Origin of the sequence: Pedobacter alpinus, from assembly GCF_042684645.1 — a bacterium.
GTDB lineage: Bacteria > Bacteroidota > Bacteroidia > Sphingobacteriales > Sphingobacteriaceae > Pseudopedobacter > Pseudopedobacter alpinus.
Genome location: NZ_JBHULV010000038.1, coordinates 1 through 21,355 on the forward strand (window position 1 = coordinate 1; position 21,355 = coordinate 21,355).

Annotated in this window: 18 protein-coding genes and 1 tRNA gene; 10 read left to right on the forward strand and 9 right to left on the reverse strand. The window is 32.0% G+C overall.

Annotation, left to right across the window (positions count from 1 at the left end; translation table 11 throughout):
• Positions 1–425: 425 nt before the first annotated feature.
• Genes ACFSSE_RS11005 through msrB form a run of 3 tightly spaced genes read left to right on the forward strand, consistent with a single transcriptional unit; the run spans position 426 to position 6,587 of the window.
• Positions 426–2,879, forward strand: a complete 2,454-nt coding sequence (locus ACFSSE_RS11005) for a penicillin-binding protein 1A (protein ID WP_379047846.1) — start codon at positions 426–428, stop codon at positions 2,877–2,879.
• A gap of 40 nt (positions 2,880–2,919) precedes the next feature.
• Complete coding sequence (locus tag ACFSSE_RS11010) at positions 2,920–6,036, forward strand: basic secretory protein-like protein (RefSeq protein ID WP_379047844.1); 3,117 nt, start codon at positions 2,920–2,922, stop codon at positions 6,034–6,036.
• Positions 6,037–6,074: 38 nt separating this feature from the next.
• Positions 6,075–6,587 (forward strand): peptide-methionine (R)-S-oxide reductase MsrB, encoded by a 513-nt coding sequence (gene msrB / locus ACFSSE_RS11015; protein ID WP_379047841.1) that lies wholly within the window; start codon positions 6,075–6,077, stop codon positions 6,585–6,587.
• Positions 6,588–6,729: 142 nt separating this feature from the next.
• Here msrB and ACFSSE_RS11020 read toward each other — a convergent pair whose 3' ends face one another.
• The 4 genes from ACFSSE_RS11020 to ACFSSE_RS11035 all read right to left on the reverse strand — a co-directional run bounded on the left by ACFSSE_RS11020 (position 6,730) and on the right by ACFSSE_RS11035 (position 8,130).
• Positions 6,730–7,188, reverse strand: a complete 459-nt coding sequence (locus ACFSSE_RS11020) for a hypothetical protein (RefSeq protein WP_379047836.1) — start codon at positions 7,186–7,188, stop codon at positions 6,730–6,732.
• Entirely contained in the window at positions 7,189–7,629 is a 441-nt protein-coding gene (locus ACFSSE_RS11025) for a hypothetical protein (RefSeq protein ID WP_379047833.1), read from the reverse strand. It lies immediately after the preceding gene.
• 5 nt (positions 7,630–7,634) lie between these two features.
• Positions 7,635–7,967 carry a hypothetical protein gene (locus tag ACFSSE_RS11030; RefSeq protein WP_379047830.1) on the reverse strand — a complete coding sequence of 111 codons (333 nt, stop codon included), beginning with the start codon at positions 7,965–7,967 and terminating at the stop codon, positions 7,635–7,637.
• 79 nt (positions 7,968–8,046) lie between these two features.
• Positions 8,047–8,130, reverse strand: a tRNA-Leu gene (locus tag ACFSSE_RS11035).
• Between the two features lie 122 nt (positions 8,131–8,252).
• On the opposite strand from ACFSSE_RS11035, the gene yihA reads away from it, so the two are divergent.
• The 5 genes from yihA to ACFSSE_RS11060 all read left to right on the forward strand — a co-directional run bounded on the left by yihA (position 8,253) and on the right by ACFSSE_RS11060 (position 12,215).
• Positions 8,253–8,876, forward strand: a complete 624-nt coding sequence (gene yihA / locus ACFSSE_RS11040) for a ribosome biogenesis GTP-binding protein YihA/YsxC (RefSeq protein ID WP_379047827.1) — start codon at positions 8,253–8,255, stop codon at positions 8,874–8,876.
• 12 nt (positions 8,877–8,888) lie between these two features.
• Complete coding sequence (locus ACFSSE_RS11045; RefSeq protein ID WP_379047824.1) at positions 8,889–9,749, forward strand: UbiA-like polyprenyltransferase; 861 nt, start codon at positions 8,889–8,891, stop codon at positions 9,747–9,749.
• On the forward strand, positions 9,746–11,455 hold the full coding sequence (locus tag ACFSSE_RS11050; RefSeq protein ID WP_379047821.1) for a M3 family oligoendopeptidase: 1,710 nt from the start codon (positions 9,746–9,748) through the stop codon (positions 11,453–11,455). Before ACFSSE_RS11045 ends, ACFSSE_RS11050 begins: the two co-directional genes overlap by 4 nt.
• A gap of 88 nt (positions 11,456–11,543) precedes the next feature.
• The gene (locus ACFSSE_RS11055; RefSeq protein WP_379047818.1) at positions 11,544–11,789 is read left to right on the forward strand and encodes a hypothetical protein; all 246 of its coding nucleotides are present in this window, start codon (positions 11,544–11,546) and stop codon (positions 11,787–11,789) included.
• Positions 11,790–11,912: 123 nt separating this feature from the next.
• On the forward strand, positions 11,913–12,215 hold the full coding sequence (locus ACFSSE_RS11060) for an FtsB family cell division protein (RefSeq protein WP_379047815.1): 303 nt from the start codon (positions 11,913–11,915) through the stop codon (positions 12,213–12,215).
• A gap of 15 nt (positions 12,216–12,230) precedes the next feature.
• Here the strand turns inward: ACFSSE_RS11060 and ACFSSE_RS11065 are convergent, their stop codons facing one another.
• The 5 genes from ACFSSE_RS11065 to ACFSSE_RS11085 all read right to left on the reverse strand — a co-directional run bounded on the left by ACFSSE_RS11065 (position 12,231) and on the right by ACFSSE_RS11085 (position 17,390).
• Complete coding sequence (locus ACFSSE_RS11065) at positions 12,231–12,848, reverse strand: trimeric intracellular cation channel family protein (RefSeq protein ID WP_379047812.1); 618 nt, start codon at positions 12,846–12,848, stop codon at positions 12,231–12,233.
• A complete protein-coding gene (locus ACFSSE_RS11070; protein ID WP_379047810.1) occupies positions 12,835–14,919 on the reverse strand; it encodes a hypothetical protein in 2,085 nt (694 codons plus the stop codon). Before ACFSSE_RS11070 ends, ACFSSE_RS11065 begins: the two co-directional genes overlap by 14 nt.
• A 78-nt stretch (positions 14,920–14,997) precedes the next feature.
• Positions 14,998–15,720, reverse strand: coding sequence for an SIMPL domain-containing protein (locus ACFSSE_RS11075; RefSeq protein WP_379047807.1), 723 nt, complete (start codon positions 15,718–15,720; stop codon positions 14,998–15,000).
• A 126-nt stretch (positions 15,721–15,846) separates the two neighbouring features.
• On the reverse strand, positions 15,847–16,590 hold the full coding sequence (gene fabG, locus ACFSSE_RS11080) for a 3-oxoacyl-[acyl-carrier-protein] reductase (RefSeq protein ID WP_379047804.1): 744 nt from the start codon (positions 16,588–16,590) through the stop codon (positions 15,847–15,849).
• 182 nt (positions 16,591–16,772) lie between these two features.
• Positions 16,773–17,390 (reverse strand): response regulator, encoded by a 618-nt coding sequence (locus ACFSSE_RS11085; RefSeq protein WP_379047801.1) that lies wholly within the window; start codon positions 17,388–17,390, stop codon positions 16,773–16,775.
• Positions 17,391–17,460: 70 nt separating this feature from the next.
• On the opposite strand from ACFSSE_RS11085, the gene ACFSSE_RS11090 reads away from it, so the two are divergent.
• Both ACFSSE_RS11090 and hscA read left to right on the forward strand, forming a co-directional pair.
• Complete coding sequence (locus ACFSSE_RS11090; RefSeq protein WP_379047798.1) at positions 17,461–19,236, forward strand: tetratricopeptide repeat-containing sensor histidine kinase; 1,776 nt, start codon at positions 17,461–17,463, stop codon at positions 19,234–19,236.
• A gap of 147 nt (positions 19,237–19,383) precedes the next feature.
• Positions 19,384–21,222 carry a Fe-S protein assembly chaperone HscA gene (hscA, locus tag ACFSSE_RS11095; RefSeq protein WP_379047795.1) on the forward strand — a complete coding sequence of 613 codons (1,839 nt, stop codon included), beginning with the start codon at positions 19,384–19,386 and terminating at the stop codon, positions 21,220–21,222.
• The last annotated feature ends 133 nt before the right edge of the window (positions 21,223–21,355 follow it).

Consider the following 21,355-nt stretch of genomic DNA (forward strand, 5'->3'; position numbering starts at 1 on the left):
AAGACTTAAGGCAGGATGGGATAACGACTATCTAATAAAAATCTTTAATCAAATTTAAATGCGTTGACCCTGTTCATTATCCTTAATAAGCTCATGAAACTCATTTTTTTGCTTATCTCTAGAAAATTTAGCCAACCATTATCTTTAACATCACCAATGTTGCTTTATCCTTACTCTCTAACCGTCTAGTTTCTTATGCGAAGCATAACATCGGATTAACAAATAGAAGAGAGTTTCCAAACGCTCTAATTTCACAAAACATTTACTATGCAAAACAATAAAAGCCAATTGTTATTTTATGTTAAAAACACAATTAAAACTGTTTTCTTACAATTACTAAAAAAGTAAATTTATATTTGTTAATACCTTTGAAATTAAAGTTTAAAATCTTCGTTCAAATTGTTTAACACGCATGGTGATAGTATATGTTTAGAGAAATACGCAATAAGTTAATAAGATACCCCTTAATAATCATCTACTTTATAATTATATTCCTTTGTGCCCTCGAATTAAACTTTTTGGGCTTATTTGGCTACTCTCCAATTAAAAAAGACATCAAATTTCCTTCTTTAAATATCTCTTCAGAAGTTTATACTGCTGATAGTGTGTTAATTGGCAAATATTATACAGAAAACAGAACCCCTGTAGATTTTAAAGAGATTGACAGCAATTTAATTAATGCTTTGGTTGCAACAGAAGATGTGAGGTTTTATAACCATAACGGGGTCGATTTTTATTCTTTAGCATCAGGAATCATATCTACCGCAACCGGCGATAAAAGAGGTGGCAGTACCATTACTCAACAATTAGCTAAAAACTTATACCGCACCAGATTAAATAAATCTCAGGGTTTTACCAGTAAAATACCTGTAGTGCGCACTTTGGTTTCTAAAATGAAAGAGTGGCTAACAGCTTATAAACTAGAAGCTAACTATAATAAAAACGAAATCATTACCATGTACTTAAACACAGTGCCTTTTGGTAATAATTCTTACGGCATAAACACAGCCTCAAAACGCTATTTTAACAAAACGGTTTCAAATATTAACCTGCAAGAATCTGCCATGTTGGTTGGGATGTTAAAAGCAACATCAACATACAACCCCATTAAAAATCCAGAAAATGCTTTAAAAAGACGTAATGTAGTGCTTTCGCAGATGCAGAAATATGATTTCATCACAGAAGCTCAATACAAAAAAAGCTCCATTGCCCCTATTAAACTGGTTTTAGGGAAAGATGTAGGCAAAAACGACGGTGACTCTTACTTAAGAACCGCTGTAGCTAAATGGTTAGAGAAATGGTGCGAAGAAAATGATTACAACCTTTACGAAGATGGCCTAAAAATTTACACCACTATTGATTCTAAACTGCAAAAATATGCCGAAGAAGCGGCTTATGAGCAAATGAAAACATTACAAAGAAGATTTAACAATGTTTGGGGCGATGAAGATCCTTGGAGAGATTCTGAAGGAAATGTAATTGAAGATTTTGTGCAAAAAAACTTAGAACGTTTGGCTTGGTACACGCCGCTTTACAGAAAATTTGAAGACCAGCCGGATTCTTTAACAGCTTTCTTTAACAAAAAGAAAAGCATGACCGTGTTTTCTTGGGATGGCGATAAGGAAGTAGAATTTTCTACCATCGACTCTATAAAATATTACGCAAAAATTTTAAATACGGGCATGATGACCTTAGAGCCTTCAACCGGGAAAATTAAAGTTTGGGTTGGCGGGGTAGATCATACTCATTTTAAATACGATCATGTAAATCAATCTAAACGTCAGGCGGGTTCTACATTTAAACCCTTTGCTTATTTAGCAGCATTAGAAAGTGGAATGAGTCCTTGCGATAAGTTTACTGATAAACCCGTATCTATATCTTACCAAAATGGAAGTAAAACGGAGGTTTGGGAACCAAAAAATTCAAGTTGGGACTTTAGCTACCGCGAAATGTCCTTACGCTGGGCAATGGCAAAATCAGTGAACTCTATAACTGCACAAATTACAGAGAAAGTAGGTTGGGATAAAGTGGTAGAATATGCACACAAATGTGGTATCGATAGTAAGCTTTTATCCGTACCGTCTGTAAGTTTAGGCTCAAATGATGTTTCTGTATTTGAAATGGTAAAAGCTTATGGCACTTTTTTAAACAAAGGTAGCAAGGTAGAACCTATTTTAGTTGATAGAATAACAGATCATGATGATAACCTCATCGAAGAATTTAAGCTGCAACAAACCGAAGTAATTAGTAAAGAAATTGCTTGGCTAATGCTTTACATGTTTAGAGGCGGTATGGAAGAACCAGGCGGTACTTCGCAGGCTTTATGGGAATGGGATTTATGGAAAAAAAACAACCAAATTGGAGGTAAAACAGGTACCTCTTCAGATTATGTAGATGGCTGGTACATGGGCATCACCAAAGATTTAGTGACAGGTATTTGGGTAGGTGCAGATGATAGAAGTGTGCATTTTAAAACTTCTGAAACAGGCGAAGGATCAAGAACCGCATTACCGATTTTTGGAAAGTTTATGGAAAAAGTTTACAAAGATGCGAGTACGGGATACACGCAAGGACCTTTTCCAAAACCCGAAGTAGAAATAACTCGTAAATACACCTGTACATCACCACGTATAGTAGTGGATACTTTAAGAAGCGATACTACAATGGTTGATTCTTTAAATCAATTAAATAACACTTCGGATCCTATTATTTACGAAGAAAATACGGATGTAAAACCAGAAAACACCGAACCCAAAAAAGAAAAGAAAAACAATACAGAAATACCCAAAGAAAACAATCCCAAAGCGATAAAAGAAGAAGAATTATCAAAAAAAGAATTGAGAAGGCTGAAAAGGGAAAAAGAAAATAATGAAAATTAATTTTAAAAATGGCTCGTTAAATTTGCTGAAATTAAACAACATGAAAATCAAAAATAAACGCAATTATATTCAAAAATATTTACTCTTATTATCAATCATATTTTGTTTTTCAATTACTTCACAAGCGCAATATTTTGGGCAAAATAAAGTAAGGTATAAAAACTTAAAGTTTAAGGTTTATGAAACACCACACTTTAACCTTTACTATTACACTAAAAATGATAGTTTAATAAAGCAATTTGCCAAAGAAAGTGAGGCTTGGTACGCTTTACATCAACAAGTTTTTAGAGATACTTTTAAAACACCAAACCCTATCATTTTATATGGTAATTCGCCAGAATTTCAACAAACAACTGCCATAAGTGGCGATATTGGCGTGGGTACAGGTGGGGTAACCGAGGGTTTTAAAAATAGGGTGGTAATGCCATTTCAAGAGATAAACTCGCAAACAAGACATGTTTTAGGTCATGAGTTGGTGCATGCTTTTCAATACCATTCTTTAATGGTAGGAGATTCTACCCAATTAGAAAATATAGGTAACTTACCTTTATGGATGGTGGAGGGTATGGCAGAGTACCTTTCTTTAGGTAAAACCGATGCCAATACTGCAATGTGGATGCGTGATGCGGTGCTCAATAAAGATATTCCAACTTTAGATGATTTAACAACAAGCGGAAAATATTTCCCATACAGGTACGGACAAGCCTTTTGGGCCTTTATAGGCTCAACTTATGGAGATAGTGTAATATTCCCCCTTTTTAAAAGATCAGCAAAATATGGTTATCAAATGGCTATCAGAAGAACCTTTGGTTACGATGAAAGAACATTATCAACCTTATGGCGAAGCGCTTTAGAAAATTCATACAAGCCTTATTTAAAAGATACCACGCAAACTCCAATAGGAACAAAAGTAATAGACAATACAAACGGAGGCAATAGTAATTTATCTCCAGCAATTAGTCCGGATGGGAAATACATCGCATACCTATCAGAACAAGGCTTGTTTTCCATTGATTTATATTTGGCAGATGCTAAAACAGGTACAGTCGTTCGGAAATTAACCTCCAAAATAAGCAATGGCCATATTGATGAATTTAACTTTATAGAATCAGCTGGCGCATGGTCGCCAGACAGCAAAAAATTTGCATTTAGTGTTTTTAGTGAAGGAAGAAACAAACTGATTATTGTAGATATCGCCAACGGAAAAACCTTGTTAGAAGAAGGGATGGATGAGGTAGAGCAGTTTGGGAATTTAACTTGGTCTCCAGATGGAGATCATATTGCATTTTCTGGTTTAAAACATGGTCAAAGTGATATTTTTAGTTTTAGCATTAGCGATAAAAAAGTGAGTCATTTAACCAACGATAGATTTACCGATTACCAACCCTCCTATTCTAGTGATGGTTTAAAGGTTGTTTTCTCTACAGATAGGGTAAGCCAAAAAAGTGATAACATGAGAGTAACTATACCAATGGGTATGGCTGTTTTAGAGATAGCAACCAAGAAAATAAAACCTATTGATGTATTTAAAGGCGCTAACAATTTTAATCCGCTTTTTGCAGATAATGATACAAAAATTTATTTCCTATCTAACAGAGATGGTTTTAGAAACATGTACCGTTATTCATTTATAACACAACAAACAGAGCAGCTTACAGACTACTTCACAGGTATTAGCGGTATAACAGAAAATTCGCCAGCATTAAGTATATCAAAAAGTAATGATGTTGTTTATTCCTATTATCGAGCGCAAAAATATACCATTTACAATGCCAATAGCACAGAATTTAAACCAACTATTGTAAATAATAATGCCGTTGATTTATCAGCTGCTATTTTGCCCCCTCCAACTTCTGTTGGGGTTGATATTGTAAATAAAAACTTAGATAACTTTTTAGCTTACGATGATTTACCTACAGATTCTGTAAAAACAATTCCATTTAAACCTCAGTTTAAATTAGATTATATTGCTAACAGTGGCGCTGGTGTTTCTGCTGGTAGGTTTGGGACAGGTATTGCCGGTGGAGTGCAAGCAATTTTTAGCGATATTTTAGGTAGAGATCAAATATTTGGTGCAGCATCTGTAAATGGTGAAATTTACGACGCAGGCGCTCAACTAGCATATTTTAACCAGCAAAGTAGATGGAATTGGGGTGGTGCCATTTCTCACATTCCTTTTCAATTTGGTACATTTGGTTTCAACCCTAACGGTGAATCGCCACGTTTTGGTCCTGCTTTTGAACAGTTTACAGATATAGTTAGGGTTTTTCAAGAATCTGCGCAAGCATTTACCTCTTACCCTTTTTCAAGAATTACCCGGGTAGAATTTGGTACAGGAATTTCATATACATCTTACAGAATTGACAGGTACAGTTATTATTTTAATGATTTTGGTCAATTGGTTGATCAAGACAGAAGAAAAATACCAACTTCAGAATATAATGGTTTTAACTTAAGATCATTCTCAGCTATTCAATTAAATACCGCTCTTGTTGGAGATAACGCAGTTTCAGGTATTGCATCACCGTTAGATGGGTTTAAATATAGAATTGGCATTGAACAAAATTTCGGAACTTTTCAATTTACAGCACCAACTATTGATTTAAGAAAATATGTACGTACCCAGCCAGTTACGTTTGCTGGTAGGCTATATGGTTACGGCAGAATTGGAAATACCAACAATCAATTGTTTCCGTTGTTTATAGGTTATCCTTTTTTAATAAGAGGTTTTGAAGCAAACAGTTTTTTCAATTCACAAAGTAGCGGCACATCTGGTTTTACCATAGATCAATTAATTGGAAACAGAATTGCAGTTGCTAATTTTGAAGTTCGTTTACCTTTCACAGGGCCAGAAAAATTATCAGTTGTAGAGTCTAAATTTCTTTTTTCTGAATTAAATTTATTTTTTGATGCAGGTTTAGCTTGGGATAAAGGAGATAAAGTGGATTTTTCAAAATTAGAACCTAATGTAATTACCAGTGATCCAAATACAGGGAAAACAACTTTTGATGTTAGGGTGCCCGCATTTAGTGCTGGTATTTCTGCAAGGGTTAATGTGTTTGGATATTTTGTATTAGAACCCTATTTAGCTTTTCCGTTCAATAGAAAAGATGTTGCTAAACCAGTATTTGGGTTGGCTTTTGCTCCGGGTTGGTAATAAATATTGTAGCTAAAATTTTAAAATAAATTAAAACCATGAAAAAATTAAAATTCATATTATTTAGTGTATTAGCCATAAGTACATTAGCTGCTTGCGGACAAACAAAAAAATCATCATCAGAAAATGCTGGGATTTTAGAAGATAAGAAAGGAAAGTTCCCGATAGAAAAAACAGAATCGGAATGGAGAACATTACTAGGTCCAGCTGCTTTTGAGGTAATGGTAAAAGAAGGTACAGAACCAGCTTTTAAAAATGAATACTATAACAATCATAAAAAAGGAATTTATGTAAGTGCTGCCACAGGCGAACCTTTATTTAGTTCTGAAGATAAATTTGATTCTGGCACAGGATGGCCAAGCTTTACCAAGCCAATAAATGAGAAAGCCATCATCTGGACAAAAGATACTTCTTACGGAATGACAAGAAACGAAATTATAGAAGCTAAAACTGGTTTGCATTTAGGCCATGTTTTTAACGATGGCCCCGGTCCTACTGGTTTAAGATATTGCATTAACTCCGCAGCTTTAAAGTTTATTGAGGCAAAGTAAAAAAAACAAAGCATCGATTTTATCGATGCTTTGTTAGTTTAGTAAAGTACTCAAGAGGACACCCTGAACAAACATTGTAAAAACCACAATTACAATGCTTTATAAAATGTTACTTTAAAAATTAGGAAACATTTACATTATATTATTTTATTTCGATTGCTTTTTCATCAATCCAAACAAGTTCTTTGCCTTTAAGAGAATAAATATTTTGCTCTGTATTATCTACGTGGTATCTTTCAAAAACTATATTCCCATCTATTAATTTAATATCTGTTGAACCTTTTGTTTCTGCAATTTTCTTAAAATCATTTCCATTAAAAACAATCACATTAGCTTCTATCAAGTCGATAGTGTAAGCAACAATTATTTCTTTTTCCCCATTATTACCTAAATCATATTCAACTAATTCTGCTGTTATAAGTGAATCTGCTTTTAAAAACACATGTCCTTTAAATTTTATAATCGAATCACTAGTCTTGTATTTTTTAGGAATATCATGAAAAATATTAATAGTTGTGGTATCAGAAGAATTTTCGGTTTTACTATAATTACAGGCGCAAAAAATAAAAAGTCCTATGGATAATATTTGTTTAGCTTTCATTTATTTAACTATTTCCTCCGAATTAAAAACCATCAAGGAGTAAGCTAACGTCATTAATGGTTCTGATCCTGTTAAAGTATTAAGTTTTTTAAATACATCTTTCCAAATTGAATCATCAGAATATTTTTGAGGTACGCATATATAAAAATCACCACTTCCTACTTTACTATATATTAGTAATAATGCCTTTGGATTTTTATAGCCCTTTTTGAAAAACTTATAAACTCTCACAGTTCTTGATGCATCGGAAAAATTAAGTGTACTTGAAGAAACTTCCGAAATCGAATAACCAGATTTCATATCAAGCCCATTGTCTATATATCCTTTAACTCCAGATGTAAGATATTTATATTCCTCTAAAGTCGTTCCTGTACTATCAATTGATTGTGCTATTCCTAAAATAGGTAAGCAAAAAAGTAATAATGTAAAAAGTTTTTTCATAGTGTTTATTTTAATCCAATTAATTCTAAAATTTCTTTTCCTTTTTTGGCATCATTCACATTAATCATTACACTTATTGAATAGCCACTTTCCTTTTTTATTATTTTATAATCTTCGCTAGGCTCTTCAAAAAAGTTTAAATCTAATTTATAGTGCGAGAAAAAATCATGATTTAGCACTGTAGAAATTTTTATAAGCAAATCAGTATCTAAAGAACTTCGTTTAAATATTCCATTTACATTCTGTCTAGAATAATTTATTTTATCGGCAAATGCTTGGACCTTCATCCCTGAATCGTCAAACACTTTTTTTATTTCACTACCTATATGTAAACTCATCTTTACAAACTTGTAAATTTTTTTATTCCTGATTATCAATCGCTTTAAAATCATTTTAAGCGGTTTTATATAAAGAATGTACTCAAGAGGAGATTCGAACTCCCACACCCATACAGGCGCCAGCCCCTCAAGCTGGTGCGTCTACCAATTTCGCCACCTGAGTAATTATTACAAATATAATTTTTAATTTGAAGCAACATAAAACCATTTGACATAAAACCAATTTATTTTTTAAACTAAAACCAGATTTATAAATACATCTTAATAATTGTGTAATTTTGCACCATGATTATAAAATCTGCAGAATTTACAGTAAGCAACACTAAAATAAGTAAACTCCCATTACCAGAACTTCCAGAATATGCTTTTATTGGCCGTTCTAACGTAGGTAAATCTTCGCTTATAAATATGTTGGTTGATGTAAAAGGCTTAGCAAAAACATCTCAAAAACCTGGAAAAACACAACTTATCAATCACTTTTTAATTAATAAAAGCTGGTATATTGTAGATTTACCCGGTTATGGCTACGCAAAAAGTTCAAAAAGTAACCGTTCTGATTGGGCAAAATTTATACGCCACTATTTAGAAAAAAGAGAAAGCCTTCAATGTGTTTTTGTATTGATAGATAGCAGATTAGAACCTCAAAAAATTGATATAGAGTTTTGCTGTTCTTTAGGCGAAAGAGGAATTCCTTTTATTTTGGCATTTACAAAAGCGGATAAACAAGGAGCCCCAAAATCACAACAAAACATGGCACAATTTAGAAAAGAGTTATTAACTCATTTCGAAGAAGTTCCACAAATGATTTTAACATCAGCCGAAAACCAATTAGGCAGAGATGATATTCTTACGTTAATAGACGGTATCAATCAAAATTTTGAAGTACCGGAATATAGAGTGCAAGAATAAGTATTTAAAAGCATGAAAAAGTATTTTTCTTTAGTTACATTTTCGCATACTATTTTTGCTATGCCCTTTGCATTTATTGGGTTTTTCTTGGCAATAAGCACCACTAATAGTCAGTTCTCTTTCTTAAAATTGGGCTTAATGGTTTTGTGTATGATATTTGCCCGCAACGCCGCAATGGCTTTTAACAGGTATTTAGATAGGGATATTGACGCTAAAAATCCAAGAACAAAAGTAAGAGATATTCCTGCTGGTAAAATCACTGCTAAAAATGCTTTAATCTTTACAATAGTTAATTGTTTACTTTTTATAACAGCAACTTGGTTTATCAATTTATTGTGCTTTTACCTTTCTCCTATTGCATTATTGGTGGTTTTAGGTTATAGCGTAACAAAAAGATTTACAGCCTTTTGCCATTTAGTATTAGGGTTAGGCTTATCCTTAGCTCCTATTGGTGCTTATTTAGTGGTTACGGGAGAGTTTGCACTGTTGCCAATATTGTTTTCTCTGGCTGTTTTGTGCTGGGTAAGTGGTTTTGATATTATTTACGCTTTACAAGACGAAGATTTTGACAGAGCAGAAAATCTACACTCCATCCCTTCTTATTTAGGAAAAAAGAACGCTTTATTGGTAAGTAATTTATTACATGTTTTAGCAGCAGTATTTGTTATTGCACCAATATTCTTTACAATTTTAGCTTGGCCTTATTATGTTGGTTTAGCTATTTTTATCGGAATGTTAATTTATCAGCATCAATTGGTGAAACCAAACGATTTAAGCAAAGTAAATTTTGCATTTATGACCACAAATGGCATAGCTTCTGTAGCATTTGCTGTATGTTTTTTATTTGATATTTATTACCGCACACAATTATGATTTTAGAGAAAGCAAAAAGGAATTATCTTCCAGAAAATTTGAATATTGATTGGGAAACGCTTGAACCAATTTTTAAAGAACTTTTAAGCAGGAATATTACTTCTGTTACTGAGTTAGAAAAATGGTTAAAAGATAAAAGCGAAATAGAAGCTGCTTTAGAAGAAGATTTTGCTTGGCGATATATAAAAATGAGTTGTGATACAGCAAATGAAGATTTGGTTAAATCTTTTCAGTACTTCGCCACAGAAATTGAACCTAAAATTGCGCCAATTGGTAATGATTTAAACATTAAATTAATGGCATCTGACTATGTAAATAAGTTAGACCAAGAAAAATATTTTGTTTATTTACGCAGTGTTAAAAAAGCTTTAGCATTGTTTAGGGAAGAAAATATTCCTTTACAAACGGAGCTACAAGTAGAGCAACAAAAATACCAAGGCATCACTGGCGCTATGTCCGTTACCTTAAACGGCCAAGAATATACATTAGAACAAGCTTCAAACTTTTTAAAAGATTTAAACAGAGAAGTAAGACAAGAAGCTTGGGAAAGTATTACTGCAAGAAGATTAGAAGATAAAGACAAATTGGATGGTTTGTTTAACAGGTTAAAATCTTTACGTCATGATGTTTCTGTAAACGCTGGTTTTGATAATTTTAGAGATTATATGTTTCAGGCTTTAGGCCGATTTGACTATAATGCACAAGACTGTTTTGATTTTCATGATGCAATTGAAAAAGAAGTTGTGCCATTATTAGCTTCACAAGCAGAAGAAAGAAAAAGTTTGTTAGGCTTAACTTCGCTTAAACCTTGGGATACCGAAGTAGATACCTTTGGTAAAGCAGCTTTAAAACCATTTAGCAATGGCGAAGAGTTGGTAGAAAAATCTATCAAATGTTTTAATAAGCTAGACGGCTATCTAGGTTCTCGTTTAGAAATTATGAAAGCAAATGGATTATTTGATGTAGAAAGCCGTAAAGGAAAAGCTCCAGGCGGATATAACTACCCTTTGGCAGAAACTGGCGCTCCATTTATATTCATGAATTCGGCTAATTCTTTTAGAGATTTAACCACCATGGTACATGAAGGCGGACATGCAGTACATACCTTTTTAACTGCCGATTTAGAATTAAATGATTTTAAACATTGCCCTTCCGAAGTTGCAGAATTAGCATCAATGAGTATGGAGTTAATCTCTATGGATCATTGGGATGAGTTTTTTAAGGATGAAGAGGAATTAAAAAGAGCCAAACGCTATCAACTAAGAGATATTTTAAAAACCTTGCCTTGGGTTGCCGTTGTAGATTCTTTTCAACATTGGATATATACAAATCCAGAACATAGTGCCGAACAAAGAGCTAAAGCTTGGTCAGAAATTTTTAACCGCTTTGGGGCAAATTTTGTAGATTGGACAGAACATGAAGAAGCATTAGAAAACCTTTGGCAAAAACAACTACATATTTTTGAAGTCCCTTTTTACTATATAGAATATGCTATTGCGCAATTAGGTGCTATTGCAGTTTGGAAAAACTATAAAGAAAACCCGACAGAAGGATTAAAGAATTATATAGCTGCGTTAAAATTAGGTTATACCAAAAACATGAAAGAAATTTATAGTACAGCAGGGATAGAATTTAATTTTAGTGCGCCTTACATTAAGCAATTAATGGATTTTGTAAAACAAGAATTACAAAAATTAGAAGATTAATTAAAATAAAACATCAAATAATGCGCAAAGCTTATTATTTTTGGGCATAAAAATAGAAATACTAAAATATTATATAAAACACGTGATTATGAAAAAGACTATCAAAGCATCATTATTGTTAATTGCATTGGTTTTAACACAAACATTAACATTTGCGGCAGAAGTTAAAACAACAGTTTACGCTTCTCAAGCTCCTTTAAGTGATTTAAGTAGTTCAGAATTACTCAACAGCACTTGGGTATGGGCATTAATAGTTATTGTAGGTATTGTTTTAATTTTAGCGTTTTTTGCTGCACAAGAAAAAAGTGCTAAAGACCCAAAACACGCAATATAACTGCTTTTAAAAAGGTTAAACAAGAATTTAAATGTTTAACCTTTTTTAAATGTGGAAAAGTTTAAAAAACAATTTATAATAGGGCTCCAAAATATCTAATTTACTATCCTCTTAATTCGTAAAATGAAAAGGCTATTTAATCTTCTTAAAAACAAGTTCTTTGTTACTGGAATAGCATTTATTGTATGGATGTTGTTTTTTGATAGAAATGATTTAGCTTCACAATACGATTACCACAATAAGGTTCAAAAATTAGAAGAAGAAAAAGAGTTTTATAACATCGAGATTGAAAAGGCGGACAAAGAATTAAAAGATTTGACTTCTAACATCCAAAGTTTAGAGAAGTTTGCTAGAGAACGTTATTTTATGAAACGTGAAAATGAAGACGTTTATGTAGTTGTTGAAGATAAAACGGTTATAGAATAATTAAATCCACAATTCTTAATAAATCCTCGGTAAAGTCAGTTTGTATTTTACAGCTATAATTCTGATTAAAAAAACTACTGATACCGATACCACTTTAACTATTGTTGCATCAACATTTAAATAACTTAACAGTAGATAAACCAAACCACCAATTATACAAGCTGTGGCATAAATTTCTTTTCTAAAAATTAGCGGGATATTGTTTAACAAAATATCTCTGGTTATTCCACCAAAACAACCTGTAACTGTTCCTAAAGCCACACAAATACCCGGACTTAAATCATAAGCTAAACCTTTTTGCAAACCTACAACTGTAAAAAAACCTAAGCCTAAGGAATCAAACAAAAATAATGTGATTTTTAAAGACTTTATTTTTTTCCAAAAAATCATAGCTACAATTGCTGTAACTAAAATAAGCAAGGAGTAATTGGCATTCTTTAACCAAAATACAGGCACATCTCCTAATAAAATATCACGTAAAGTACCACCACCAACAGATGTTGCAAAAGCAATAATTAATACCCCAAAAACATCCAAACGTTTTTGCATTGCTGCAAACGCACCAGAAACTGCAAAAGAAAATGTACCACAAATGGTAATAATATCACCTACCGTTAACTCAAATTGCCCCATTACGTTTTCTTAAAAACCACTCAAAGCTTAACAACAAAATAATTAATCCAAAAATCCACCAAATATTTATCAAAGGTTCATATAAATTTTCGGTAAAACTAACGGTCTTAACCTTGTCATTCTTTTTTATTAAATCCTCTAAAGCCAATAAATTATCCGGATAAACCATTTCACCATCTGTACTATTTGCCAAATTAAAAAGCAATTGATGGTTAGCCGTTGATATGGTTAATTCTACATTTACTTCTTCTACCAAAAAATTGCCATTAGCACTGTAATTTTGTTTCCCTAATGAAGTTTTTGCCGTAAAACTATATTCATCTGGAGGCAAAATACCAGCATTTAATTGGTAAGAATTTCCATTTTTAGAGAATAAATAGCTGTATTTCTTACCAGTTTTACTTTTCAAATCAATGCTAACATCTGGTGTATTTACTAACTCGTAACTATCATTATACAATTCTGCATTTAAAATAATGACTTCATTTTCTGAAAACCTGTTTTTCTGAGCATTTACCCTAAACTTTCGTTTATCATTTTTAGCACTTAGATACTGAACAGATTTGCTAATTACTTCATCAAAAGCCTCAAAGTTTTCATTTTTTTCAAAATTCTCTATTCGCCAACGCCAAATTCCTTCTCCGGTTAATACTGCAATTTTAGCTTGTTGCTCGGTTCCAAAAACTAGAAGCGGTGCTGTACTTACAACAATTCCAACTTGCTGATTAAATAAAGTTTGTGCATTACTTTTTAATGTATAATTACCGTAAGGAGCATTTAAAGGCGCTAAATTCTGTAAAAAGGTTTTTGTTTCTTCGCTTAAGCTAAAAGCATAAAAATCGGTGCTTAACTTTGCACTATATGTTTGAACTTGATTTGAAGCATTGATATTCAACAAGTTTTGGCAACTATTTAAGGTTTTGGTTTGTGTGTTAGCACCAATAATAAACCATCGGTTATTCTGTTTAGTTTGATTAATAAAATTAGTTATTGGATGTTCTTTGGAAGGTAAATCATGAAAAATAATTAAATCATTATCTTTGCTAATATTAGATAAATCATTGGCAAAAGCCAATTGAACCTCATAATTTTCTTTACTTTTTATGGCTTGTTTTATTGCTGTAATATCAGGATGTGGTGCATTTGCTACTATTAAAATTTTCTCTCTCCCATCTAAAACCTCTACAAAAATAGTTTGTACATTATTATTTACAGATAACTCGCCAGCCAAGGGAACCAACTGAATGGTTATTTTTTGTATTCCTTTTTTTAATGCTGCTAAATCAATTTGAATGGTTTTACTTTCCTCATCGTTAACAAAAGAAATATTTTGTTGTTTACGCTGCTCATCGTTAGTAGTAATATTTAAAACAGTACTTAAACCTTTTGCTTTGTAAGCGTTGATAGGAATTTCTATTTGGTGATTATTGCCTAAATAAACCAGTTGATTGTAATTTGGTGCAAGTAAAACCAAATCTTTTTTAGGGATAGTATCCCCTAAAGCAATAGTATAAACAGGAAATTTTGTATCTGCAACTTGGTTGATTGGATTTGCCCCTTTATTATAAATCCCATCTGAAGAAAGTACTAAAGCACCAATATTTCTGTTAGGATATTGCTGATTTACATAGTTAAAAATTGCTGATATATCGCTTTGCTTCGCTTTTTGAGAAAAGTCAAAATCTATTTTAACTTCACTACCAAAATTTAGGGTTTTAACTTCATAATCATTGGCCAAATCTTCGGCTAACTTTTTTAAGTTTTGATGGTAAATTGTTGTGTCAAATCCGTTATTTGGAAAAGTAAAAATAGATTGTGAAGCATCTTGAGCGATGATAACTAATGGTTTTTCTAAACGTTTGCTAATGGTTTTAAATAACGGCGATAACAGTAGGAGAACCAATATGCCTACACATATAAAACGGAAAGTAAATAAAATTTTCTTTAATAGCGGATTTTCTATTGAGGTTTTACTGTATAAAACAAACGCATACATTAAGCCAATTGCAAAGCAAACAATAAGCCACCATGCGCTTAAAGCATTAAAAACTAAAGAGAAAAGTAGCGGCATATTTAATGCAAAAATGCAATTTAGAATTGACTTACCCAACCCTAATTAGTTTATGTTTAACCAATGGGAAACTTGTAATTATTCGATTTCAAAATTAGCATTTACAACTGCTGTAATTTCTTTACGGATAGAACTTACATCGTTAATGCCATAATCTGATGTCATGTTTGAGTTTTCTGGTGTAATTTGTAAAACGCCCATTCTAGCATTGGTTAATGTGCCTAAACTTCGATTGGTAGCTTCTGCAACTTTTTCGCCTCTAATCATGGCATCTTTTGCTGCTTCTGCTTGTATATTTACTTTAACATCGCTTAATTTTGTGTAATAATACTCGGGTGGATTTACATTAAAATTTAATCCCTGCTCAAATAAAGAAGCAATTTGTATAGAGATATCTTTAATTTTATTCACATCTTTTGAGGTCACTTCTAAAGACTGATTGATGTTATAAGCCCTCACGCCCATTTGTTGTCCGCTGGCACTGTAATTATACTGTGGGTAAACATTAATGGTTTTCAAATCAATATCAGCATCTTTAAAACCTTTAGATTTTAAATAACTCACAACCAAAGGTCTTTGACGAGAAAGTTCTTTATAGGCTTCTTGTGCGCTAAACGCTTCAATATTAAAATTACCTTTTAAAATTCCTAAATCAGAAACGATCAATTGCTTGGCAGAACCAGTAACATTAATAGTTTGGTCAGATTTCATACTTTTTAGCCCTTTTGCTAATACGAATGCAAAAACAATTGCACAAATACCTAAAATTACAGCAGGCAAAATTAATCGGTTGTTTTTCATAATTTTTATGTTTGAATAAAGATATACATATAACAAAAAAGAGCAAAGAATATTCTCTCTGCTCTCCTATATTTTTTTATTAAGTAAATAAAGCTTTTAGCATACAGCTTTAAGCTTTAGGCATAATTAAAGCATTCCGCCACAAACACTTAATACTTGGCCAGTTACGTAGGCGCTCATATCGGAAGCTAAAAACACGCAAACGTTAGCAATGTCTTCAGTTTCTCCAGCCCTTTTTAACGGAATATCTTTTTCCCATCCTTCCACAACTTTAGGGTCTAAAACTTCTGTCATTTCTGTTTTAATAAAACCTGGTGCAACAACATTTGCTCTAATATTTCTTGAACCTAACTCTTTAGCTACAGATTTTGTAAAACCAATTATACCAGCTTTAGAAGCTGCGTAATTAGCCTGCCCCGCGTTTCCTTGTACACCAACAATAGAACTCATGTTAATAAAAACACCTTTACGGTTTTTCATCATTATTTTTGTTGCTGCTTTGGTAGTGTTAAACACAGATTTTAAGTTTACCTCAATAACGACATCAAAGTTTTCTTCGCTCATACGCATTAATAAGCCATCTTTTGTAATACCAGCATTATTAATTACAATATCTAAAGTTCCAAAATCTGTGACTATATCATTTATCAATTGTTCTGCTTCAGCAAATTTAGAAGCATCAGAACGGTAACCTTTTATTTGTGTTCCAAAAGATTTTAACTCTTCTTCTAAAGCTTGCCCTTTTTCTACTGATGATAAATAAGTAAAAGCTACATTGGCTCCATGTTCAGCAAATTTCTCTGCAATTTTTCGTCCTATTCCTTTAGAAGCTCCGGTAATTAGAGCAGTTTTTCCTTCTAATAATTTCATGCTTGTGTTTTAAAAATATGCCCTAAAATTAACAATTTCCATAAATATTTATTGAATTAAAATTACAGGCTTTTAGGTAGTGTTGTTTTTATTTATTTTGATGAATGAAAATATTAAAACATTAAATATTTAATAGAAACTAACATTTAAAACCGATTCAATAATCGAATAAAAGCTATAAACTACACTAAATCATGCTCATAAGCATATTTAATTAAACCAACTGTAGAGCTGCTGTTGGTTTTCCTAATCATATTTTTACGGTGAGTTTCTACTGTACGTTCAGATATAAAAAGTTCAGCTGCAATTTCTTTACTGCTTTTTTCTTGCATAATGAGTTTTAAAACCTCTACTTCTCTATCCGTTAAAATAAGTTCTTCGGCTTTTAAGCCTAAACCTCTTACCAATATATTACTTACTTCGTTACTCCAAAATTTACCACCATTACCAACAACAGACAATGCGGTAAGCAGCTCTTGTTGCGCATATTTTTTTAATATATAACCATCAATACCTAAAGCCATCATTTCTTGCACTTTGTGAGGCTCATCATGCATGGTTAAAACTATTATTTTTAAATCTGGTCTTATGCTTTTAGCTTCTTTTATCAATAAAAGTCCATCCATGTCCGGCATAGAATAATCTGCAACCATTAAATCAATTGCATCAGTTTTTAAATGGCAAATGGCATAATGTCCATTGGTACAACAAGCAACCACCTCATAATCTGGTACTTCTTGAAGTAAATTTTTTAGCCCATCTAATAAAATAGAATGATCATCAACCAAAATTATTTGCATGCTTTAAAAATACGTATTAATAGGTATAACCAAAAAGAAAATTTATTATAGATTGCTTTAAATTTTATTTATGAAATATTTACACACAATAATTTTATTGCTTTTTATAGTTTCTAATGTTTCTGCACAAACAATTTATATTAAAAAACCATCAAAAGAATTAGAAAAACTAACTGATAAAGTTAAAAACACAACTGCAGATTCTTTAATTTACTTTTTTAATAAAGGAGTTTTACTATCAAAAAAAGAGAAAAATATTGAAGCAGAAACCCAACTTAATACTTTATTAATACAAAGATTATATGTTGGTGGAGAACATGATAAAACTGTTAAATATTTTTTAACAGCAGTTAAACAATTTGAAAATCTTAAACCTTATGATGAAAGGATACTACTTTACTTTGAAGGTTCTGGTGTGTATTCTAAAAATAAAGAATTTGAAACAGCCCTAAAATTTATAAAAAAAGGATTAGAGGATGCTGAGAAATTAAATTTATCTGTTTTTATCGCTGATGGATATAATAGAAAAGGAGTTGTTTTAGAAAGACAAGGACATTTGGATGAGGCAATGACTTTGTTTCAAAACAGTTTAAAAATTAACGAAGCTATAAAAGATGAAAATGCTATTTCATATTCATTAGATAATATTTCTGGAATATATGGTGCTAAAAACCAGCCTTTAAAAGGGTTACCTTTCCAAAAAAGAAGTTTAGCCATCAGAAAAAAGTTGAATAATGAGTTTGCAATTTCTATTGCATTAATTAATATTTCAGAATCATATAATTTATTAAATCAATTAGATAGTGCAATTATCTATGCTAAACAATCTTTAGCAATATCTCATAAAATTCACTTTGTAGATTTAGAGCAATATACATTAAATCATTTATCAGAGATTTACAAAAAACAAGGCAAATACAACTTAGCTTTAAATTTCAAAGAACAAGGTATTACACTTAAGGACAGTATTTTCAATGAAAAGAAATCTCAACAAATAAAAGAATTAACTACCCAATACGAAACCGAGAAAAAGGAACAACAAATCAAAGACCTTAGTTTAAAAACGAAAATTAAAGATTTAGAAATTGAAAAAAAGAATACGCTTTTAATACTTGGCGTTGCATTATTGTTTTTAATATTAATGAGTGTTTGGTTTTACTTAAATCAACGAAAAATTAAAAACAAAATAGCTTTACAAAAAGCCATAATTAATCAGCAAGATATTGCTACCAAGGCAGTTTTAGATGCCGAGGAAAGAGAAAGAAGACGTATTGCTACCGATTTGCATGACGGCGTTGGGCAAATGCTATCCGCAACATTAATGAATTTAAACGGTTTTGCAGCAAACATAAATGACATCCCGGTTGATGATAGAAATAACTTAGAAAAAAGCTTGGCTTTACTAAACGAAAGCTATGATGAAATGAGGAGCATATCTCACCAAATGATGCCTAATGCTTTATTAAAAGCAGGCTTAACAACAGCAGTAAGAGAGTTTTTAAGTAAAATTGACGAAAGTCAAATTAAAATAAATTTAGATATTACTGGGTTTAAAAATAAGTTAAATGATAATTTGGAAACTGTACTTTACCGGGTAATTCAAGAATCTGTTAATAATGTAATTAAACATGCAAAAGCCACCAAATTAAGTTTACAACTTAATAAAGATGAAGAAGGTATTTCAATTACTATTGAAGATAATGGCGTTGGCTTTGATCCCAATAAAAATAAAGACGGAATTGGTTTAAGTAATATTAAATCGAGAATTAACTTTATTAATGGAACTGTGGAGTATGACAGCGCACCTGGAAAAGGCACTTTTGTAAATATTTTTATACCAGCTTAAACTATCAATTTCTAATGTGTTTTAATTAATCATAATTGAGCTACAAAAATAGCAGTTTATTAAAGAAAGCAACGTACATTTTCTTTTGAATGACATTTTTTTAACATTCTATCACACAAAACATCTTACATTTGTTGTTACAAGGTTATGGCAAAAGTTTCAATAAACCTGGCAACAGGTTCTTTACAAAAAGAAGATATAATAGTAGGGATAGATTTAGGTACAACTAATTCATTAGTGGCATTTATAGACCCTAAAGGACAACCAAAGGTAATTAACGATACGGGTAAAGGAGTTTTAGTACCATCTATCGTTCATTTTAACCAAAACCAAGAGGTTATTGTTGGTAATGAGGCCAAAGATTTCTTAATCTCTGATCCTCATAACACTATTTTTTCTGTAAAAAGATTACTAGGTCGTTCTTACAATGACGTTGCAAATCATCAAAATTATTTTTCATATAAAATTATAGACGATGCTAATGACGAAAGTTTAGTGAAAATTAAAGTCGGCGATTCGTTTTACACCCCAATAGATTTATCGGCACTTATTTTAAAAGAGTTAAAATCCAGAGCAGAACATGCCCTTAAAACCAATATTAACAGAGCTGTAATTACTGTACCAGCTTATTTTAACGATTCGCAACGACAAGCCACAAGAGATGCGGGCAAATTAGCAGGTTTAGATATTTTACGAATAGTAAACGAACCCACCGCGGCAGCTTTAGCTTATGGCATAGGTTTAAACCCAGAAGAAGAAAAAACAATTGCAGTTTACGATTTAGGCGGGGGAACTTTTGACGTTTCTATTTTAAAGATAGAAAACGGAATTTTTGAAGTTTTGGCTACCAACGGAAATACATTTTTAGGTGGCGATGATTTTGACAAAGCCATTGTTGATTATTGGATATCACAAAATAAGCTTGAAGGTGATATACCGATGCAAGAACTGCGTTTAAAGGCCGAAGAAGCTAAAAAAGCGCTATCTCATCAGAATTTGTTTAACGAGAAAATTGGCGATATTTTTTGTAGTATAGACAAACAAACTTTTGAGAGTTTAATAAATGATAAACTACAAGAAACCATTACTGCTTGCCAAAATGCTTTAAAAGATGCCCAATTAAATGTATCAGATATAGACGAAGTAATAATGGTTGGTGGTTCTACACGTACTGCATTGGTAAAACAAAAAGTAAGTGAGTTTTTTGAAAAGACTGTAAATGATACTATTAATCCTGATGAAGTAGTTGCTTTAGGTGCTGCCTTACAAGCAGATGTTTTGTCCGGAAACAGACAAGATATTTTATTGTTAGACGTAACCCCTCTTTCTTTAGGGATTGAAACAATGGGTGGTTTAATGGATACCATTATCCCACGAAACTCAAAAGTACCAACCAAAGCTGGTAGGCAATACACTACCTCTGTAGATGGGCAAGTAAATATGAAAATTGCAGTTTACCAAGGCGAGAGAGATTTGGTAAAAGAAAACAGGAAACTTGCCGAATTTGAACTTAAAGGAATACCATCAATGCCAGCAGGTTTACCTAAAATAGATATTAATTTTTTGCTAAATGCTGATGGTATTTTAAGAATACAGGCTGTAGAATTACGTTCGGGAGTTAAGCAAGAGGTTGATGTAAAACCAACTTACGGCTTAATGGATGAAGAAGTTGAACAAATGTTATTAGATGCTGTAACTTACGCAAAAGACGATGTTGCACAACGTATGATAGTGGAGGCAAAAACCGAAGGCGAACAAATGGTTTATACTGTTGAACGTTTTATTAATAAAAATGGCAATTATTTAAACGTTACCGAAACTGAAGAAACATTATTATTGCTGGCCAATTTAAAAGCCGCAATTACAAATAATGTAAAAGACGAAATTTTAGATGGTATTGATAAATTGAACGAATATACTCGTCCGTTTGCGGAGCGATTAATGGACGTTGCGGTAGCGCAAGCAATGAAAGGGAAAAATATTTAACTTAAATTACAGGATATATTTAAAAATTGTATATTGTAGCTACAAACTTTGAGTAGGATTTTGAATTGTTGATTTGGTTTGTTTAATTATTTGGGAATTAAAATATCAACATGAAGAAACCGGAAGAACAAAA

Excerpts from the sequence above, each read along its gene's own strand:
- fabG (WP_379047804.1), bottom strand. The coding sequence starts at position 16,590 with ATGAAATTATTAGAAGGAAAAACTGCTCTAATTACCGGAGCTTCTAAA.
- ACFSSE_RS11055 (WP_379047818.1), top strand. The coding sequence starts at position 11,544 with ATGAAAAAGACTATCAAAGCATCATTATTGTTAATTGCATTGGTTTTA.
- ACFSSE_RS11050 (WP_379047821.1), top strand. The coding sequence starts at position 9,746 with ATGATTTTAGAGAAAGCAAAAAGGAATTATCTTCCAGAAAATTTGAAT.
- ACFSSE_RS11045 (WP_379047824.1), top strand. The coding sequence starts at position 8,889 with ATGAAAAAGTATTTTTCTTTAGTTACATTTTCGCATACTATTTTTGCT.
- ACFSSE_RS11030 (WP_379047830.1), bottom strand. The coding sequence starts at position 7,967 with ATGAGTTTACATATAGGTAGTGAAATAAAAAAAGTGTTTGACGATTCA.
- ACFSSE_RS11020 (WP_379047836.1), bottom strand. The coding sequence starts at position 7,188 with ATGAAAGCTAAACAAATATTATCCATAGGACTTTTTATTTTTTGCGCC.
- ACFSSE_RS11065 (WP_379047812.1), bottom strand. The coding sequence starts at position 12,848 with ATGGGGCAATTTGAGTTAACGGTAGGTGATATTATTACCATTTGTGGT.
- ACFSSE_RS11060 (WP_379047815.1), top strand. The coding sequence starts at position 11,913 with ATGAAAAGGCTATTTAATCTTCTTAAAAACAAGTTCTTTGTTACTGGA.
- hscA (WP_379047795.1), top strand. The coding sequence starts at position 19,384 with ATGGCAAAAGTTTCAATAAACCTGGCAACAGGTTCTTTACAAAAAGAA.
- ACFSSE_RS11005 (WP_379047846.1), top strand. The coding sequence starts at position 426 with ATGTTTAGAGAAATACGCAATAAGTTAATAAGATACCCCTTAATAATC.
- ACFSSE_RS11070 (WP_379047810.1), bottom strand. The coding sequence starts at position 14,919 with ATGCCGCTACTTTTCTCTTTAGTTTTTAATGCTTTAAGCGCATGGTGG.
- ACFSSE_RS11090 (WP_379047798.1), top strand. The coding sequence starts at position 17,461 with ATGAAATATTTACACACAATAATTTTATTGCTTTTTATAGTTTCTAAT.
- ACFSSE_RS11010 (WP_379047844.1), top strand. The coding sequence starts at position 2,920 with ATGAAAATCAAAAATAAACGCAATTATATTCAAAAATATTTACTCTTA.
- ACFSSE_RS11085 (WP_379047801.1), bottom strand. The coding sequence starts at position 17,390 with ATGCAAATAATTTTGGTTGATGATCATTCTATTTTATTAGATGGGCTA.
- yihA (WP_379047827.1), top strand. The coding sequence starts at position 8,253 with ATGATTATAAAATCTGCAGAATTTACAGTAAGCAACACTAAAATAAGT.
- msrB (WP_379047841.1), top strand. The coding sequence starts at position 6,075 with ATGAAAAAATTAAAATTCATATTATTTAGTGTATTAGCCATAAGTACA.
- ACFSSE_RS11025 (WP_379047833.1), bottom strand. The coding sequence starts at position 7,629 with ATGAAAAAACTTTTTACATTATTACTTTTTTGCTTACCTATTTTAGGA.
- ACFSSE_RS11075 (WP_379047807.1), bottom strand. The coding sequence starts at position 15,720 with ATGAAAAACAACCGATTAATTTTGCCTGCTGTAATTTTAGGTATTTGT.